Origin of the sequence: Cystobacter fuscus (assembly GCF_044360685.1) — a bacterium.
Classification (GTDB): Bacteria; Myxococcota; Myxococcia; order Myxococcales; family Myxococcaceae; genus Cystobacter; species Cystobacter fuscus_C.
Genome location: NZ_CP043491.1, coordinates 4170595 through 4187532, shown reverse-complemented (window position 1 = coordinate 4187532; position 16938 = coordinate 4170595). Strand labels below are relative to the sequence as shown.

Genomic DNA, 16938 nt, shown 5'->3' with positions numbered 1-16938 from the left:
GGTCCAGGCCCCGGCTCTTCGCCGCGGACCCGAAAGAATTCACTTGATGCGTCGTTGGGCCACCGCCAGGCCGCTATCGCAGCCGAGCTGTCACCTCAATCGACGCTGAGAACTTCTCAGCAGAAATTGATTTCTACCCTTCGTATGAACTTGTCAAAGAACGTCTCCGACGTGTGTCGGAAAACTGTGGAGCTGGACGGGATCGAACCGACGACATCCAGCTTGCAAAGCTGGCGCTCTCCCAACTGAGCTACAGCCCCTGAATGTGTCGCTGTCCCTCCACCTGCCGGCTGTCGTCGCGTCCCCAATCTCCCCGGTGGGAAACTGGTGGGCCTAGGTGGACTTGAACCACCGACCTCGCGCTTATCAGGCGCGCGCTCTAGCCAGCTGAGCTATAGGCCCAGTGGATTTCCAGCTACCGTCTCTTTCAAAGAACCGAGCCTCTTCGCTCGGCCTCTCAAAACCAGACAGCAAACCCTCGACAGTTGCAGAAACGTTGACCTGGTTGACCTATGGCGGCTTGCGCCGCTGGTGCACCCTGTCGCGCCGAAGCGTCGACCGTGCACCCGGTCTCCTTAGAAAGGAGGTGATCCAGCCGCAGGTTCCCCTACGGCTACCTTGTTACGACTTCACCCCAGTTACCGACCACTCCTTGGGCACCTCTTGGTGAGATGACTTCTGGAGCAATCGACTCCCATGGTGTGACGGGCGGTGTGTACAAGGCCCGGGAACGTATTCACCGCAGCGTGCTGATCTGCGATTACTAGCGATTCCGCCTTCATGGAGTCGAGTTGCAGACTCCAATCTGAACTGAGACCGGTTTTATGCGATTAGCTCCCTCTCGCGAGTTGGCAACGCTTTGTACCGGCCATTGTAGCACGTGTGTAGCCCTGGTCATAAAGGCCATGAGGACTTGACGTCATCCCCACCTTCCTCCGGTTTAACACCGGCAGTCCCTCTAGAGATCCGCTTGCGCGGCAACTAAAGGCGAGGGTTGCGCTCGTTGCGGGACTTAACCCAACATCTCACGACACGAGCTGACGACAGCCATGCAGCACCTGTCTCTCGGTTCCCTTGCGGGCACCGCCTCATCTCTGAGGCATTCCGAGGATGTCAAGACCAGGTAAGGTTCTGCGCGTTGCGTCGAATTAAACCACATGCTCCACCGCTTGTGCGGGCCCCGTCAATTCCTTTGAGTTTTAGTCTTGCGACCGTACTTCCCAGGCGGAGAACTTAATGCGTTAGCTACGGCACCGCGGGGGTCAACACCCACGACACCTAGTTCTCATCGTTTACGGCGTGGACTACCAGGGTATCTAATCCTGTTTGCTACCCACGCTTTCGCGTCTCAGCGTCAGTGACCGTCCAGGTGGCCGCCTTCGCCACCGGTGTTCCTCCCCATATCTACGAATTTCACCTCTACTTGGGGAATTCCGCCACCCTCTCCGGTACTCAAGCTCTGCAGTTTCGAACGCACTTCCTCGGTTGAGCCGAGGGCTTTCACATCCGACTTGCAAAGCCGCCTACACGCGCTTTACGCCCAATAATTCCGAACAACGCTTGCACCCTCTGTATTACCGCGGCTGCTGGCACAGAGTTAGCCGGTGCTTCTTCTCCCGGTACCGTCAAGCCGTTGGATGTTAGCCAACGGGTTTTCGTCCCGGTCGAAAGTGCTTTACAATCCAAAGACCTTCATCACACACGCGGCGTTGCTGCGTCAGGCTTTCGCCCATTGCGCAAAATTCCCCACTGCTGCCTCCCGTAGGAGTCTGGACCGTGTCTCAGTTCCAGTGTGGCTGATCGTCCTCTCAGACCAGCTACCCGTCGTCGCCTTGGTGGGCCATTACCCCGCCAACTAGCTGATGGGCCGCGGACTCATCTGGATGTGATAGCTTGTATACAGAGGCCACCTTTTCCCTCAAGAGCCGAAGCTCCCGGGGGCTTATCCGGTATTAGCCAATCTTTCGACTGGTTATCCCAGACACCCAGGCAGATTATCCACGTGTTACGCACCCGTGCGCCGCTCTACTAGGATTGCTCCATTCGCGCTCGACTTGCATGTGTTAGGCACGCCGCCAGCGTTCGTTCTGAGCCAGGATCAAACTCTCCAATTGAATTTTTTGAAGGGTTGAACCGGCTAGGCCAGGTCCCGGCTAAGGGGTTACCTGACTTCGCTGTTCATCAGGGCTCCTGCCAATCGACTCACGCCGACTCGCTGCGGAACCCGTCTCAAGAATTGACTGCGGTTTCCGCAATCTGTCTTCTTTGGGTTTGCTATCTGGTTTTCAAAGACCGAGCCGCTTGCTTCCGGCTGTCCTGCTGTGCTACCGTGTTTCTCAGCTTCACCGCTTTCAACCGCGGGGGCTGCTCTTTTATTCTGAACCGTTTCTGCTGTCAAGCGGCCGTTGCCGCCTCGCTTTTTCGGTTCACCTCGAAGAGATTTTTTCTTCTCTGTCGAAGGGAGGCGGAATCTACTGCCGTTCCGCCCTTCGTGTCAACTCGCTTCGTCGACTCGCTTTTTCCCGCCCGCCGCTTTCGTCACCTGCGTGACTTCTTCGGCTCGGGGGAAGCGGCTTCTACCACCACCGCGTTTCGAGTCAACCTCGCTGCGTCGACTTCTTATTTCGCTCTGTTGTGCTTCGCTCGGCCAGAGGCTCCCACCGCCAGTGCGGCTTCGCCTTTCTTTCCGAGGGGGCGCGGCTTCTATCGCCTCGCCCTGCCGAGAGTCAACTGCTCTTTCAACCGAGCCGCCGTTCTCGCTCGCCACTTGCTGTTCCCAGTCAAGTAACGAGTACGTCCCCTCCCGTCAACTGTCAGTTGCCTGACACCCGGCCGCGAGGTGAGGGGCCTTATCCACCAAGCGATCCGCCGACGCAAGCTCTTTTCCCCAACCGTTGCTTGCGCTCTCCGGAACGACTCCTCCTCGAGGAACTTGCTGGTTCAACCAGTCCGAGGAGGGGAGAGTTCAGGGACCGGAGCGGTCCAATCGGAGTCTGGAGAGATCCACCCGGCCCTGTCGGCAGCGCTCGGCAACCACCACCGAGTAGAGATCCGCATAAGCCCGGTCGAAGTTGTCGTTCACGATAATGTAGTCGTACGAGGCGATTCCCCTCTCGATCTCCGAGCGAGCCGCCAACAGTCGGCGACGAATGGTGTCCTCGGCATCGGTTCCGCGCTCGCGCAGCCGCCGCTCCAGTTCCTCCAAGGAGGGCGGTACCACGAAGATGCAGACCGTGTCGGGGTGCTTGCGCTTGATCGCAAGCCCGCCCTGTACGTCGATGTCGAAGATGGCCATGCCCCGTTGGGCCCGCGCCTCATCCACCACCGACTGAGGGCTGCCATAGAAGTGGCCGTACACCTCGGCCCACTCCACGAACTCGCCCCGCTCGATCCGATCCTGGAAGGAGGAGACGTCCACGAAGTGGTAGTCCACTCCGTTCTGCTCCCGGCCTCGGGGCTGCCGGGTGGTGACGCTGATGGAGAAGAGGGCGTTCGGCACCTCCGCCAGCAGGCGGCGCGCCAAGGTCGTCTTTCCCGTCCCCGAGGGAGCGGAGAGGACAACCAGAAGACCGGGCGGGAAGACAGTGGGCTCGTTCATTCGACGTTCTGGACCTGTTCGCGGATGCGCTCGACTTCTGCCTTCATCGACACCACTCGCGCGGAAATCTCCGCGTGCTGGCTCTTGGAACCCGTGGTGTTTACCTCGCGGTGCATCTCCTGCACGAGGAAGTCCATCCGGCGGCCCGACGGCTCTCCCGCCCCCATGAGCTGGCGGAACTGCTCCAGGTGACTCGCCAGCCGCGTCATCTCCTCGGCGATGTCGCTCCGTTCCGCGAACAGGGCCACCTCCTGCGCAAGCCGCTGCTCGTCCACCGAGATGCCCCGTGCCAGCTCGGCCACCCGCTCGGTCAGCCGCTGCCGGTACTCCTCCACGGAACGCGGGGCCAGCCCGGCCACCTCCCGGCTCCAGCGCTCGATGAGCCCGAGCCGTGTCTCCAGGTCGACCCGGATCGCCTCCCCCTCGACCTGGCGCATCTGCTCCAGGGCCGTCAGCGCCTGCTCGAGCGCCCCGGAAACGGCCTGCGTCGCCGCCTCCACGTTCATGCCGCGCTCTTCCAACCGCACCACCCCGGGTTGGCTGGCCACCACCGACCAGGAGACTTCCGCCAGCTCTCCCAGGGCCTCGCCCACCTCACGCAGCGCTCGCGCCCACTCCCGGGCGAGCCCCACATCCACCACGGGCACCGTGCCCGCCGCCGTCACCGTGTTCCGCTTGATGAAGACATCCACCGCGCCTCGCGCCAGGCGGTCCTTCACCTGCTTCACCAGCGCCGGCTCCAGCGCCGACAACTCCCGCGGCAGCCGCGCCTTCACCTCGCAGAACTTGTGGTTGAGCGAACGCACCTCGACGGAGAACTCCTCGTCGCCCACGCGTGCGCGCCCCGCGCCAAATCCGGTCATGCTCTTCAACATGGCGGCTTGCTAGGCGCTTCCGGCCATCAGGTCAAGCCACCCGCGCGCGCCCGCTCTGCTATGGTCCGCGCCCCGATGGTCTGGCACAAGCGGCTCGAGTTCTGGGCGAAGCTGGCACTCGCTCTCGTGGCATCCGCCCTCCTGTGGCGCCCCGGCAGACGCCGGCGGGCAGGGCAGTCCCTCCCCTCCCCCCGACGCGTCCTCCTGGTCCGTATCGACAACCGCGTCGGGGAGGCCCTCCTCACCACCCCCCTCATCCGCGCCCTCAAGGCCACCCCGCGCTCCCCCGAGGTCCACGTCCTCGCCCACGCCAAGGTCGCTCGCGTCCTCGCCGGCCACCCCGAGGCCGACCGCGTCATCGCCTTCAACCGGCGCCTGCTGTGGCTCGGCGCCCTCGCCCCCGGCATCCGCGCCCTGCGCCGCGAGCGCTATGACGTCGTCGTCGACTGCGCCAACTGGTCCAGCCCCTCGGTCACCTCCGCCATCATCTCCCGGCTCGTCGGGCCCCACGCCCTCGTCATCGGCCCCAAGCAATGGCCCGTCCACCTGCTGCACTCGCTGTCCATCCCGGCCCGCTCCGATACCTCCGGCGAGATGCTCCAGCGCCTGCACCTGCTCTCCCCCTTCGTCCGGGATGAGCAGCCCGCGCGCATGTCCTTCCGCCGCCCCCTCATCAGCGAGAAGTTCCATCTCTGGCTCGAGGCCGGGGCCGGCTCGCCCCGCGCCGTGGTCAACCCCGGCGGACGGCTCGGCTGGCGCCGCATCCCTCCCGAGGCCTTCGCCGCCGGCGCTCGCGCCCTGCTCGCCTCCGGGCGCACCCCCATCATCACCTGGGGCCCGGGAGAGGAGGAACTCGCACGCTCCGTGGTCGCCGCCGCGCCAGGCGCCCAGCTCGCCCCTCCCACCAACATCGATGAGCTGGCCGCCCTCATGCGCGACGCCGGACTCACCCTCTGCAACAACACCGGACCCATGCACCTGTCCGTGGCCGTCGGAGCCCCCACCCTCGGCCTCTTCCTCCGCATGGACATGGAGCGCTGGGGTCACCCCTACCCGCCCCACCGCATGGTGGACCTCACCCCCGTCGCCGACTCGGGCGGGGACCTCGAGGCCCGCGTCTTCGAGGAGGTCCGCTCCTTCGCCGAAGAACTCCAGGTCCGCAGCTCAGTGTCCTGACTTCACCCACGGGCTCGCCTCGCTGGCGAGCAACTCCGCCACCCCGTCCCGGATGGGATAGGCGAGCGCACATCCCGCGCAGCTCAGCGTTCCCGACCCGGACGTCTCCGCCCCGCCATCGTCAGCCCCCGCCTCATCGAGCGAAAGCAGTTCCTTGCAACGAGGGCACGCCAGCACCCTCAACAACTCCTCGAAAAGCATCATGTGCGCCCCCTATCCGGGTCCTCGGTCCATTCGCAACCGCCGGGCCAGCTCCGTCGTGCTGTGATTCTTGGGATCTCCCGCCACCGCCACCCGGCCCCCATAGGCGCGGACCTCATCCGCCTCGGGAATGCTGTCTGGCGTGTAGTCCGTCCCCTTCACGTGCACGTCCGGCTTCAACGCCCGGATGATGGACCGCACGTTGGGCTCGTCGAATACCAGCACCCGGTCCGTACACGCCAGCGCCGCCACCAATTCCGCCCGCTCCGCCTCCGGGATGTGCGGCCGGCCCGGCCCCTTGTACGCCCTCGTCGACGCGTCCGAGTTCACCGCCACCACTAGGTGGTCCGCGAGCTCCCGGGCTCCCTCCAGATAGCGCACATGCCCCACATGGAGCAGATCGAAAATGCCGTTGGCCAGCGCCACCGTCTTGCCTTCCGCTCGCCAGCGCTCGCGCTGCTCCACCACCTCCGCGAGCCCTCGCACCTTTTCCAGCGTGCTCATCTCGAACCCCTCAGCTCTCCCAACAACTCGTCGCGCGCCACCGTCGCCGTGCCCAGCTTCTGCACCGCCAGCGCTCCCGCCACGTTCGCCAGCCGCGCCGCATCCCCGAACCCGCCTCCGGCCGCCAACCCGAGCGAAAACGCCGCGATCACCGTATCCCCCGCCCCCGTCACGTCCACCGCGTCCTTCGCCCCGTGCACCGGCACCAGGTCCACTCCCCCCTTCGCGTCGAAGAGCGCCATGCCATGCCGGCCCCGCGTCACCAACAACGCCTGGCAGCGCAGCCGCTTCACCACCTCATGCCCCGCCTCCAGCAGCTCCGCCTCCGTCCTCAAGGGACGGCCCACCAACGACTGCAACTCCGGCTCGTTCGGCTTGCACACCGTCACCCCGGTGAAGGCCGACAGGCTGTAGCGGCTGTCCACACACACCGGCAGCCCCTCCGCCGCCAACGCGCGCAGCGCCTCGCGCATCTCGTCCCCCACCACCCCCGCGCCGTAGTCCGACACCACCACCGCGTCCGCGTCCCTCGCCGCCTCCTCCACCCGCTTCACCAGCGCCCGCCTCAACCGCGGCGGCAAGGGCCCCCGCTGGCCCCGGTCCAACCTCAACATCTGCTGCCGGGTCGTGCTCACCCCGCCCGCCAGGATGCGCGTCTTCGTCTCCGTCTCCACGTCCCGCGCACTCACCGCGCTCAGCTGGATGTCCGCCTCGTCGAACAGCTTGCGCAACGCCCGGCCCATCTCGTCCGTGCCCAGCACCCCCACCGCCGTCACCTGCCCCGACAGCGCTCGCACGTTCGCCGCCACGTTCGCCCCTCCCCCCAGCTTCACCTCCGAGGACTCGTGGCGGACGATCAGCACCGGCGCCTCCCGGCTCACCCGATCCGTCTGGCCGTAGATGTAATGGTCGGCGACGAGATCCCCCACCATCAGCACCCTCCGGCGCGAGAACGCCAGGGGCAACTGCGCCAGGGAGGACATCGCTCGGGCGGGTAGGACGGCAGCCATGGCGGCGCGTTGTCCCACACCGGCCCCCCGCCCACAAGCCGACCTTCTCCTACGCAAGCCCCAGGGCCCGGCGAAGGTGCGCCTCGCCCTCCAGTACCTCCACGCCCAGTCTCACCGCCCATGTCTCGAAGTCCACCGGCAGACGCACCCGGTCCTTCTCCGTCGTCACCACCCTCGCCCCCAACCGCACCGCCCGTTCCCGGACTTCCACGAGTTCCCGCGCGCTGAAGTGATGATGGTCCGCGAAGAAGGCCGTCCCCCTCACCTCCACGCGCAGTTCCTCCAGCGTCCGCACGAAGCCTCCAGGCCGCGCCAACCCCGCCAGAGCCAGGACCGGCCTACCCTCCAACGCTCCGGGGGGATGCAACGCTCCCTCGGGGTCCACCCAGCCCGTGGGCCGGTAGAGCGTCCGCACCCGGGGCGCCGTGATGGGCGGCCAGTCCACCACCGGCATCGAGGACGCTCGCACCCATACGAGCGTGGCCCGCTTCAGCGCGTCCAGAGGCTCGCGCAACGGCCCCCGCGGCAGCATCCGGCCATTGCCGAAGCCCACCGCCTCGTCCACCACCACCACGTCCTCGTCCCTCGCCAACCGCCGGTGCTGGAAGCCATCGTCCAACAGCACCACCTCCAGCCCGTACTCGTCCCGCGCCCTCCTCGCCAACGCCCGCCGGTCCGCTCCCACCAGCAACCGCGCCTCGGGACACCGGCGCGCCAACAACAAGGGCTCGTCCCCCGCTTCCTCCACCGAGGGCAGCCGCTCCCGCCCCGTGAAGCTCAACGGCTCCTTCGAGCCGCGCCCATACCCCCGCGTGAGGATGCCCACGCGCCTGCCCTCCCGCACCAGCAGCTCCGCCAGGTAGAGCACCGCGGGCGTCTTCCCCGTCCCTCCCACGTTCAGGTTGCCCACCGAGATGACCCGCAGGCCCTCCACCCGCTCCCCACGCAGCCACCCCGCGTCGTAGAGCGCACCGCGCAGCCGCACGCCGGCTCCATAACCCCACGACAACAGCTCCAGCGGCGCGAGCATCGCCCGGCGCCTCCACCGCTCCGGTGCCCCCGGATAGAAGACCCGCTCGATCGCCGTCGGGCCGCTCACCGCCCCGCCCTCGCCCGCTCGTACAGCGCGAGCACGTCCGCGGCGATCCGCGCGTTGCCCGGATGTTCCACCAACGCCCGCTCCCCCGACTCCGAGGCCGCCACCACCGCCTCCGGCGTCAGCTCCTCCACCCGCGCGTCCGCCAGCGACGGCAGGTTGCCCTCCTCCACCGCCACCACGCGCACCCCACAGGCCCGCGCCTGCGCCGCCGCCCTCGCGCTCCAGTCGTTCCCCAGCCCCAATATCCACACCTCGTCCAGCGCCTTCAGCCAGCGCGCGAACGCCTCCCCCTGCTGATAGCCCGCGAACGTCACCCCCTCCTCCAACCCCAGCGCCCGCACCTGCTCGCGCACCGTCTCCACCAGGCCCCCATCCCCCACCAGCACCAACCGCGCCTCCGCACGCACCCGCCGCAGCCTCGCGAACGCCTCCACCCCGAGCGCGTGCCGCCGTGACGCCTGGAAGGTCGACACCATGCCGATGAGCGGCGCGCCCGTGAGCCCCAACTCCCGCCGCAGCGCCTCCCGGTCCGCCTCGGGCCGGAACATCCCATCCACCAACGGCGGCAACACCTGCACGCGCCTGCCCACCAGCCGGGTGATCAGCGAGGACGCGGGCACCGTGTACGCATCCGCCTCTGGCAGCGAGGCGCGCAACGACCTCGGCGCGTGCACCGAGCGGATCAACACCGCGCCCCGCGGCCGCCCCCAGCGTGCCACCAGGTGATCATGAGTGAAGTGCGCGTGCACCACCTCCACGCTCCGCCCCCGCAACCGCCACCCGTCCCCCACCATCCGCCACGGCGGCGACTTCACCGACAACTCCAGCCCGCCCTCGTCCAAGAGTCCCAACGCCGCGAAGCGCGGCACCGACAGCTCCTCCGACGACGCCTCCGCGCGCCGCCGATCCACCGCCACCCGCACCTCGTGGCCCGCCTCGCGCTGCGCCAGCGCCAGCAACGCCACGTTCTCCGCCGGGCCGCTCCAGGAGGGGCTCGCGAGCAGATGCAGGATCCTCATCGCGCCAACACCCGCGCCATGTGCTCCACGTTGCGCTGGCTCGCCCCGGACACCTGCCGCACCGTCGTCCTCGCCAACACCCCGAGCGATGTCACGTTCTCCGGCTTCTGCAAGAGCTCCGACATCACCCGGTACAGGTGCTCCGCGTCGTTCACCTGGATGCCTCCCCGCCCCACCAGCACCTGCACGCTGTCCTGGAAGTTCTCCATGTGCGGCCCGAACAACACCGGCTTGCCCTGTCCCGCCGGCTCCAGGATGTTCTGCCCTCCGCGCGTCGTGAACGAGCCGCCCACGAACACCAACGACGCCAGCCGGTACGCCCGCGACAGCTCGCCCATCGTGTCCAGCACCACCACCCGCCCTCCCTCCTCGTTCCCCCTCGAGCGCAACCCCACGCTCAGCCCCGCCTCCCTCGCCAGCGCGGCGATCCGTCCCGCCCGGTCGATGTACCTCGGCGCGATCACCAGCCGCAGATCCGGGTGCACGTCCAGCAGCCGACGGTAGACCCCCAACAGGTGCTCCTCCTCGCCCTCGTGGGTACTGCCGGCGATCCACACCCGCTCCCCCGCCTTGATTCCCAGCGCCCCGCGCAGCGTCTCGTCCTCCTGCCCCGGGCCCACCGCCGCCAGGGCATCGAACTTGGTGTTCCCCGTCACGAAGACCCGCTCGCCCGGTGCCCCCAGCGCCAGCGCCCGCTCCGCCTCGTCCTCGCCCCTCATCAGGAACAGCGCCATGTCCCGCAGCGGATTGCCGATCAACGAGAACAACAGCCGGTACTTGCCCTGCTGCCCCGGGGAGAAGCGCCCGTTCGTCAGCGTCACCTTCACCCCGGCCCGCTTCGCCGCGCGGATGAGGTTGGGCCAGATCTCCGTGTACTCGAGCACCAGCAGGTCCGGCTGGATGGCGCGCACCGCCCGCCGCGTGGCGCCCCACAGGTCGTACGGCGCATACACCACCGCGTCCACCTCCTTCGCCAACCGCCCCCGCCCCATCATGAAACCCGAGTCCGTCATCGTGGAGAGCACGATGCGGCACCCCGGAAAGCGCGCCCGCAGCGGCGCGAACATCGGCGAGAGCGCCAGCAAATCTCCCGCGCTCGCCCCATGCAGCCAGAACGTGGGCCCCTCCCCACGCGGAGGCAGCTCCCCCGGCGCGTAGTAGCCGAGCCGCTGCCTCAACCCGTTGCGCGTCTTGCGGTGCAACGACAGCACGGGGAACAGCACGGCGAAGAGCAGGTAGCTGGCGAGGACGTAGAGCAAGCGCATGGGAGGCTGGGCCGCGTCCCTCTAGCAGATCTCAGCGCCCCACGCCCCGTGCCAGCACTCGGACAGGGCTCGGGACGATCCACGGCCGCCACTGGCTCCCGAAGAACCGCCCCGGCGACTCTACCCAGGCCTCCACCTGGACCGCCCCCTCCTCCACCAACTCCACCGATACGCCGTCCGGCCGCAGCCGCCCCGCTCCTCGCACCTCCACGCGGACATGCTCCCGGGCTCCCGGAGGCAGGCGCACCGTGAGCACGTCGCCCACGTGGGCCTCCCGGCGCGCCGCGTCCACTCCCTCCAGGGCGAAACCCTCGGGTTCTCCCAGCGCCCGGAACGCACAGAGGGCCCGCCCACTCGCGAGCCCCTTCACCACCCCCTCGGCGGCGGCTCGCGCGTCCCCGGGCAGCACGGGCGTGGCCCCGTCTTCCCCGGGCGGCAGGTACATCGCCAGCGACTGGAAGACCTCCTCGTAGCCCGGCAGGCCGTGCGCATCGTGCGCGCACAGCGCCAGCCGCGGCTTCTCCCGCGCCAGCTCCAGCAGCTTCGTCACGGGCCCCTCGTCCGGCTCGACGAGCAGCATCACCCCGTGCACGCGCTGGCCGAGCCAGGCGCCCACCGCGGGCAACAACCGGCTGAAGGGCTGGCGCACCGCGCCCCGGAAGAACGTGTCCGCCGAGTAGAGCTCGAAGCCCTCGGCCCGCCGCGCGGCGCCCTCGTGGCGCCACGGATTGCGCGCCTGCACCGGATGGGCGAGCACACTCACTCCCCCGGCCCGCTCCACCGCCGCCTGGGCCTCGCCCCCGTCCATCCCCTTGAGCCTCCCCTCCAGCGGGCGCTCGAGGCCGAACGCCACGAGGTGCCCCGCGGCCGTGGAGATCTCCACCCCCTGGATCAGCAACACCCCGTTCACGAAAACGGGCTCGCGCGGGGTGAAGTCGTTGTGATCCGTGAGCACCACGAAGTGCAGGCCCGCCGCCTTCGCCGCCGCGGCCACCTCCACCTCCGTCGCCCGCCCATCCGAGCGCGTGGTGTGCACATGAAAGGCGCCGCGTAGCCACCGGGGACCCTCGGGCGCCGGGGGCACCACCGGGTAGTCGGCATACGACGCCGCGAACGTGAAGAACCCCGCCCACCCCAGGAGGAGCAGCACCAGGCCCACCAGGGCCCGCAGCCCCTTGCCCACCCATACCCACGCCCCGGAGACCTTCACGCCGCGCCCCGCTCGGCCCCCGCCTGCAACGCCCACAGCGCCGCGTAGACGCCGCCCCGCGCCAGCAGCTCCTCGTGGCGACCCTGCTCCACCACCCGCCCCGCCTCCACCACGCAGATGCGATCCGCGGACACCACCGTCGACAGCCGATGGGCGATCACCAGCGCCGTGCGCCCCGGCAACACCCGCGCGAGCGCCGCCTGCACCTCGCGCTCGCTCTCGGGGTCCAGGCTGCTCGTCGCCTCGTCCAGCACGAGCACCGGCGCGCGCGACAGCACCGCCCGCGCGATGCACAGCCGCTGCCGCTGCCCTCCGCTCAGCTTCGCGCCCCGCTCGCCCACGAGCGTGTCATAGCCCTCGGGCAGCGCCTGGATGAACTCATGCGCGCTGGCCACCCGGGCCGCCGCCTCCAGCTCCTCGCGCGTCGCGTCCGGCCGCGCCAGGCTCAGGTTCTCCCTCACGCTGCCCGAGAAGAGCAGCGGCTCCTGCGTCACCAGCGCGAACTTCGCCCGCACGCTCTCCGCCGTGTAGCGGTCCGCGTCCACCCCGTCGAGCAACAGCCGGCCCTCGCTCGGGCGCTCGAAGCGCAGCAGCAACTGGGTGATGGTGCTCTTGCCTCCACCACTCGGTCCCACCAGCGCCACCACCTGCCCCACGGGCAGCTCCACCGTCAGCCCCGCCAGGGCCCGCCGCTCCCCATAGGAGAAGCCCACGCCCTCCAATACAAGGCCGTGCTTCAGGACGGGCGCCTCGGTGGCCCCGGGCGAGTCCTCCACCGGATGGCGCAGGTCCAACAGCGCGAAGAGCCGCTCGCCCGCCGCACCCGCCTGCATCGCGAACTGCGTCACCCGGCCCAGATCCTTCACGGGCTGGTACACGAGCACCACCGCGGTGAGGAACGACAGGAGCGACGCGGGATCCATGGCGCGCGTGGCCGCCGCGTAGGCCAGGGCGCCCGCGAGCGCCGCCGCCGCCAGCACCTCCATCACTCCCGGCACTCCACCCCGGGCCCACGCGGCCCGCACCATCGCCTCCTCGTGCGAGCGCGCGTGCGACGAGAAGCGCTCCAGCTCCGCCGCCTGCCCGTTGAAGGCCTGGATGGTGCGCATGCCGCCCAGTCCCTCCTGGAGCTGGCCCGCGAGGTGCCCCAGCTGCAACTGCCCCTCGCGCGTGCCCCGCAGCGCCTTGCGCGTCAGCCGCGAGGCCGGCAGCGCCGCCAGGGGAAGCGCGCACAGCATCAACCCGCCCAGCAGCGGACTGAGCGACAGCGCCACCCCGGCGAGCACCACGATCTGCAACGAATCGCGCAGGTAGGAGCCCACGGTGTACATGGCCGCCACCTCCACCGCCTGCACGTCCGCGGAGAAGCGGCTGAGCAGGTCCCCCATCCGCTCGCGCGCGAGCTGCGCGGGCGACAGCGAGGTGAGGCGCACGAACAACTCGCGCCGCACGTCCGCCACCGTCTTCTGGGCGAAGAGGCCCATGAAGTAGAACTGGCCCAGGTACGCCACGCCCTTGACCACCCCCACGGTCACCACCACCACGGGGAAGCCCCAGAGCGCGGCCTCGCGCGGCAGGTCCGCCAGCCACGGCACGGCCTGCTCGCCGCCAAAGCCCCGCTCGCCCCCCGACAGGAGGAAGCGCAGCGCGGGGCCCATCAGGTACGCGTAGGCCCCCGTGCACAGTCCCAGCACCGCCATGCACACGAACGCCGCGCCCAGCACCGCCGCATGAGGCCGGGCGTATCCCAACAACCGCCACAACGACTTGTGCATCACCGGCCTACTTTGCGCAGCGCGGCCTTCGCGAGCTGGGAGTTGGGGTTGAGTTCGAGCACCTTGAGCAGCTTCTTGCGCGCCCCCGACTCGTCGTTCATCTCACTGTCGATGATGGCCGAGATGATGAGCGCCCGCTCGAGGTACGGGTTGAGCGTGAGCGCCTTGCGCAGCACCTTCTGCGCGGCCCGGGCGCGGTCCTCCTTGGGCCCCGTGCCCGCGAGGAAGGTGGCCCACGCCAGGTACGAGTAGTACTCGGGCTCCTGGGGGTTGAGCCCCACCGCCTCCTCGAAATGGATCAGCGCCGAGCGGTACTGCTTGCGCTTGAGCGCCGCCTCACCCCGCCGCAGCATCAACTCGGCGTCCACGTTCACCGTGGTGGAGCGGCCCACGTCCATGCGCGACACGAGGTACTGCAGGTACGCCTTGCGCTTTTCCGGCAACGACAGCACCCGGTACGCCGCCGACAGCTTCTCCTGCACCGAGTCCAGCAAGTCCTTCATCTCCGAGGTGTCGTACTCGGCGTAGCTGTCCGGGTGAAAGCGCATGGCGAGCTCGTGGTAGGAGCGCTCCACCGCCTCGCTGTCCGCGGCGATCTCCAGCCCCAGGCAGCGGAAGTAGCTGCCGGTGATGATGCGCACCGCGCCCTCGCGCAGGTTGGCCGCCACGTCCGCCGGCAGCGGCTTGCGCTTGCGCGGGGCGATGACGTCCGGCACCACCACCACCTCGCCGGGCCCCTGGGCCACGGGCGTGGCCGAGAAGTCCACCCCCCCCACCAGCCGCAGGAACCACAGCAGCGAGTAGCCCCGCCGCAAGTCGCCCCGCCCATGCGCGAGCAGATCCCTCAGCGGGATGCGCCCGTTCATTTGCATGGCGATCTTCAAGTCCTCCGTGTTCAGCCCCAGCGCGCCCAGGTCCCGGCCGAAGTCGGGCGTGCGCACGGGAAACTCCGATTGGTGCGCGCGCAGGGGCGCGGCCAGGGTCTTGAGCGGCATGGCCCGGCGCGCTCCGTCCAGGATGGGCGCCAGCGCGGGCGTCTCCACCGTGGCCACCTCGCTCTGGAAGTCATCGCCGGGATAGAAGGCGTAGCGGCCCTCGCGCATGCCGATGACCTGGGCGACGCGGTCCATCGTGTACTCGCGCAAGAGCTGCAACAGCTCCTCGCCCGCGGCCTCCACCCCGGCCTCGTTGAGCGCCGCGCCAATGCGCAGGCCCGAGCCCAGGGCCTGCACCACCCGCTCCGCCTGCGCCTCGTTCAGCACCTGGCGCTGCAGCAGATAGCTGGGCAGCGCGTCCTGGCGGGCGCTCGAGTCGTAGTTCACTGCGCTGCCCTGGGCGAAGAACACCCGCCGCGTCAGATCCCGGTGCGCCACCACCAGCACGCCATCGCGGCGCAGGCGGTAGAGCGACACCAGCAGCGCCGGCAGTGGAAACCCCTTGAGATCCCCGCTCATCACCGCCGGGCGCACCAGCATCCCCAGCACCCCCTTGAGCGGGGTGGCGTTCTGCTCCATGGCGGCCGACAGCGACTGGAGCTTGCCCACCAGCTCGCCGGGCTTGAGCGGGTCGGCCACGTAGGCGTTCACCTTGAGGTCCACCAGCGAGGCCACGCCGCGGGCCCGGCCCAGGTGGCCCTTGTCGATGGCCACGATGGGCACGCGCGCCCCCAGGCTGTAGTTGCGAATGAGGTGGCCCACGTGCGCGCCATCCAGTCGCGGCACGTCCACGGACATCACCACCAGCGAGGGATTGTCGGCGACGAAATGCTCCATCGCCGAGCCGGGCTCGCCCACGGCCCTCACGGTATAGCCGGCTTGAGACAGGACCCCGGTGAGATGCTCACGGGTGGGGGGATGGTTCTCGACCAGCAGAAGCTTCTTCACGGGCCCGCCAGTGTACACACTCGGCTCGCGCCGCAGCAGGCTGCTCTCGCCACGCCGTCCATCCGTTCCACCGCCAACGGACCGCTCGGCCGCCCTCCACGGAAGCAAGCACACCCTGGCCGGGTTCGGCGCATCAGGTAGGATGCGCGCCCCTTGTCCTCCGCCCCCCAGATTCTCGTCGTGGCCGGCGAGGCGTCCGGTGACGCCCATGCCGCCGAACTCGTCGCCGCCCTGCGCGCGCGCCGCCCGGACCTGTCCTTCTTCGGCATGGGAGGCTCGCGCCTCGCCGCCCAGGGCGTGGAGCTGCTCTACGGCGCCCATGAAGTCAATGTCATGGGCATCACCGAGGTGCTGCCCAAGATTCCACGCATCCTCCAGGTGATGAAGGGCCTCGCCCGGGCCGCCGCCGAGCGCCGCCCCGCCTGCGCCATCCTCGTGGACATCCCCGACTTCAACCTCCGGCTCGCCGCGCGGCTCAAGAAGCTCGGCATCCCGGTGGCCTACTACGTGTCGCCGATGATCTGGGCCTGGCGCCGGGGCCGGGTGAAGACGATCGCCCGGCTCGTGGACCGCATGCTCTGCATCCTCCCCTTCGAGGAGGACTTCTACCGGGAAGCCGGCGTCGCCGCGCGCTACGTGGGCAGCCCCGTGGTGGAGCAGGTGCCCGCCCCCGCCAGTGCCCCCGCCTTCCGCCAGAAGCTCGGTCTGCCCTCCGAGGCGCCCACCCTGGCGCTGCTGCCCGGCAGCCGCATGAGTGAGATCCGCCGCATCCTGCCCGCCATGGTGGGCGCGGCGAGGACGCTGGCCGCCGAGCGTCCCGGCCTCCAGGTGGTGGTGCCCGTGGCGCCCACGATCGCCCGCGAGGAGATCCTCTCCCGCTTCGAGGGCAGCGGCGTGCGGCCCATCCTCGTGGAGGGCCGGGCCCCCGAGGTGGTGGGCGCCAGCGACGCGGCCATCGTCGCCTCGGGGACGGCGGCGCTGGAGGCCGGGTTGATGCAGCGGCCCCTGGTGGTGGTCTACCGCGTGTCGCTGCTCACCTACCTCGTGGGCCGGATGATGCTGAAGGTGGCGCACGTGGCGCTCGTCAACCTGCTGGCCAACCGCCGGGTGGTGCCCGAGCTGCTCCAGGCGGACATGACACCCGAGCGCATCGCCGGGGAGATCCGCCGCCTGTGGGTGCCGGGCGCGCCGCGCGACGAGATGCTCCGGGGGCTCGAAGAGGTGCGCACGCGCCTGGGCGAGTCCGGGGCCGCCACGCGCGCCGCCGAGTCGGTGCTGGAGTTGCTGCCCGCGGCGAAAGTCTAGGAGCGCGCCCGAGCGCTC

General features: G+C 69.2%; 13 protein-coding genes, 2 tRNA genes and 1 rRNA gene. 2 read left to right on the top strand and 14 right to left on the bottom strand.

Going from position 1 to position 16938, the window contains the following annotated elements; all coding sequences use genetic code 11:
• Window positions 1-187: 187 nt before the first annotated feature.
• The 5 genes from F0U63_RS17240 to F0U63_RS17220 form a co-directional block, all read right to left on the bottom strand.
• Window positions 188-260: transfer RNA gene (locus tag F0U63_RS17240), tRNA-Ala, on the bottom strand.
• A gap of 65 nt (window positions 261-325) precedes the next feature.
• Window positions 326-402, bottom strand: a tRNA-Ile gene (locus tag F0U63_RS17235).
• Between the two features lie 177 nt (window positions 403-579).
• A 16S ribosomal RNA gene (locus tag F0U63_RS17230) occupies window positions 580-2114 on the bottom strand.
• An 851-nt stretch (window positions 2115-2965) separates the two neighbouring features.
• Entirely contained in the window at window positions 2966-3598 is a 633-nt protein-coding gene (gene gmk / locus F0U63_RS17225; protein ID WP_395847008.1) for a guanylate kinase, read from the bottom strand.
• Window positions 3595-4473 (bottom strand): YicC/YloC family endoribonuclease, encoded by an 879-nt coding sequence (locus tag F0U63_RS17220; RefSeq protein ID WP_395847007.1) that lies wholly within the window; start codon window positions 4471-4473, stop codon window positions 3595-3597. The genes gmk and F0U63_RS17220 overlap by 4 nt, the downstream gene beginning before the upstream one ends.
• Before the next feature lie 75 nt (window positions 4474-4548).
• Between F0U63_RS17220 and F0U63_RS17215 the strand changes: the two genes are divergently transcribed.
• Complete coding sequence (locus F0U63_RS17215) at window positions 4549-5649, top strand: glycosyltransferase family 9 protein (protein ID WP_395847006.1); 1101 nt, start codon at window positions 4549-4551, stop codon at window positions 5647-5649.
• Here the strand turns inward: F0U63_RS17215 and F0U63_RS17210 are convergent.
• From F0U63_RS17210 to F0U63_RS17170, 9 genes are all read right to left on the bottom strand, one after another.
• Entirely contained in the window at window positions 5638-5853 is a 216-nt protein-coding gene (locus F0U63_RS17210) for a Trm112 family protein (RefSeq protein WP_395847005.1), read from the bottom strand. The two genes, F0U63_RS17215 and F0U63_RS17210, sit on opposite strands and share 12 nt — an antisense overlap.
• Window positions 5854-5862: 9 nt before the next feature.
• Window positions 5863-6354, bottom strand: a complete 492-nt coding sequence (locus tag F0U63_RS17205) for an adenylyltransferase/cytidyltransferase family protein (RefSeq protein WP_395847004.1) — start codon at window positions 6352-6354, stop codon at window positions 5863-5865.
• On the bottom strand, window positions 6351-7364 hold the full coding sequence (locus F0U63_RS17200) for a bifunctional heptose 7-phosphate kinase/heptose 1-phosphate adenyltransferase (RefSeq protein WP_395847003.1): 1014 nt from the start codon (window positions 7362-7364) through the stop codon (window positions 6351-6353). Before F0U63_RS17200 ends, F0U63_RS17205 begins: the two co-directional genes overlap by 4 nt.
• Window positions 7365-7413: 49 nt before the next feature.
• Complete coding sequence (gene lpxK / locus F0U63_RS17195; RefSeq protein WP_395848379.1) at window positions 7414-8394, bottom strand: tetraacyldisaccharide 4'-kinase; 981 nt, start codon at window positions 8392-8394, stop codon at window positions 7414-7416.
• A 65-nt stretch (window positions 8395-8459) separates the two neighbouring features.
• Complete coding sequence (locus F0U63_RS17190; protein WP_395847002.1) at window positions 8460-9482, bottom strand: glycosyltransferase; 1023 nt, start codon at window positions 9480-9482, stop codon at window positions 8460-8462.
• On the bottom strand, window positions 9479-10747 hold the full coding sequence (locus tag F0U63_RS17185) for a 3-deoxy-D-manno-octulosonic acid transferase (RefSeq protein WP_395847001.1): 1269 nt from the start codon (window positions 10745-10747) through the stop codon (window positions 9479-9481). Before F0U63_RS17185 ends, F0U63_RS17190 begins: the two co-directional genes overlap by 4 nt.
• A 31-nt stretch (window positions 10748-10778) precedes the next feature.
• On the bottom strand, window positions 10779-11957 hold the full coding sequence (locus tag F0U63_RS17180; RefSeq protein WP_395847000.1) for a PHP domain-containing protein: 1179 nt from the start codon (window positions 11955-11957) through the stop codon (window positions 10779-10781).
• Window positions 11954-13732 carry an ABC transporter ATP-binding protein gene (locus F0U63_RS17175; RefSeq protein ID WP_395846999.1) on the bottom strand — a complete coding sequence of 593 codons (1779 nt, stop codon included), beginning with the start codon at window positions 13730-13732 and terminating at the stop codon, window positions 11954-11956. The genes F0U63_RS17180 and F0U63_RS17175 overlap by 4 nt, the downstream gene beginning before the upstream one ends.
• Complete coding sequence (locus F0U63_RS17170; protein WP_395846998.1) at window positions 13732-15615, bottom strand: DUF4388 domain-containing protein; 1884 nt, start codon at window positions 15613-15615, stop codon at window positions 13732-13734. The genes F0U63_RS17175 and F0U63_RS17170 overlap by 1 nt, the downstream gene beginning before the upstream one ends.
• Before the next feature lie 153 nt (window positions 15616-15768).
• Here F0U63_RS17170 and lpxB point away from each other — a divergent pair, with 153 nt between their 5' ends.
• Window positions 15769-16920 (top strand): lipid-A-disaccharide synthase, encoded by a 1152-nt coding sequence (gene lpxB / locus F0U63_RS17165; protein ID WP_395846997.1) that lies wholly within the window; start codon window positions 15769-15771, stop codon window positions 16918-16920.
• Window positions 16921-16938: the final 18 nt, after the last annotated feature.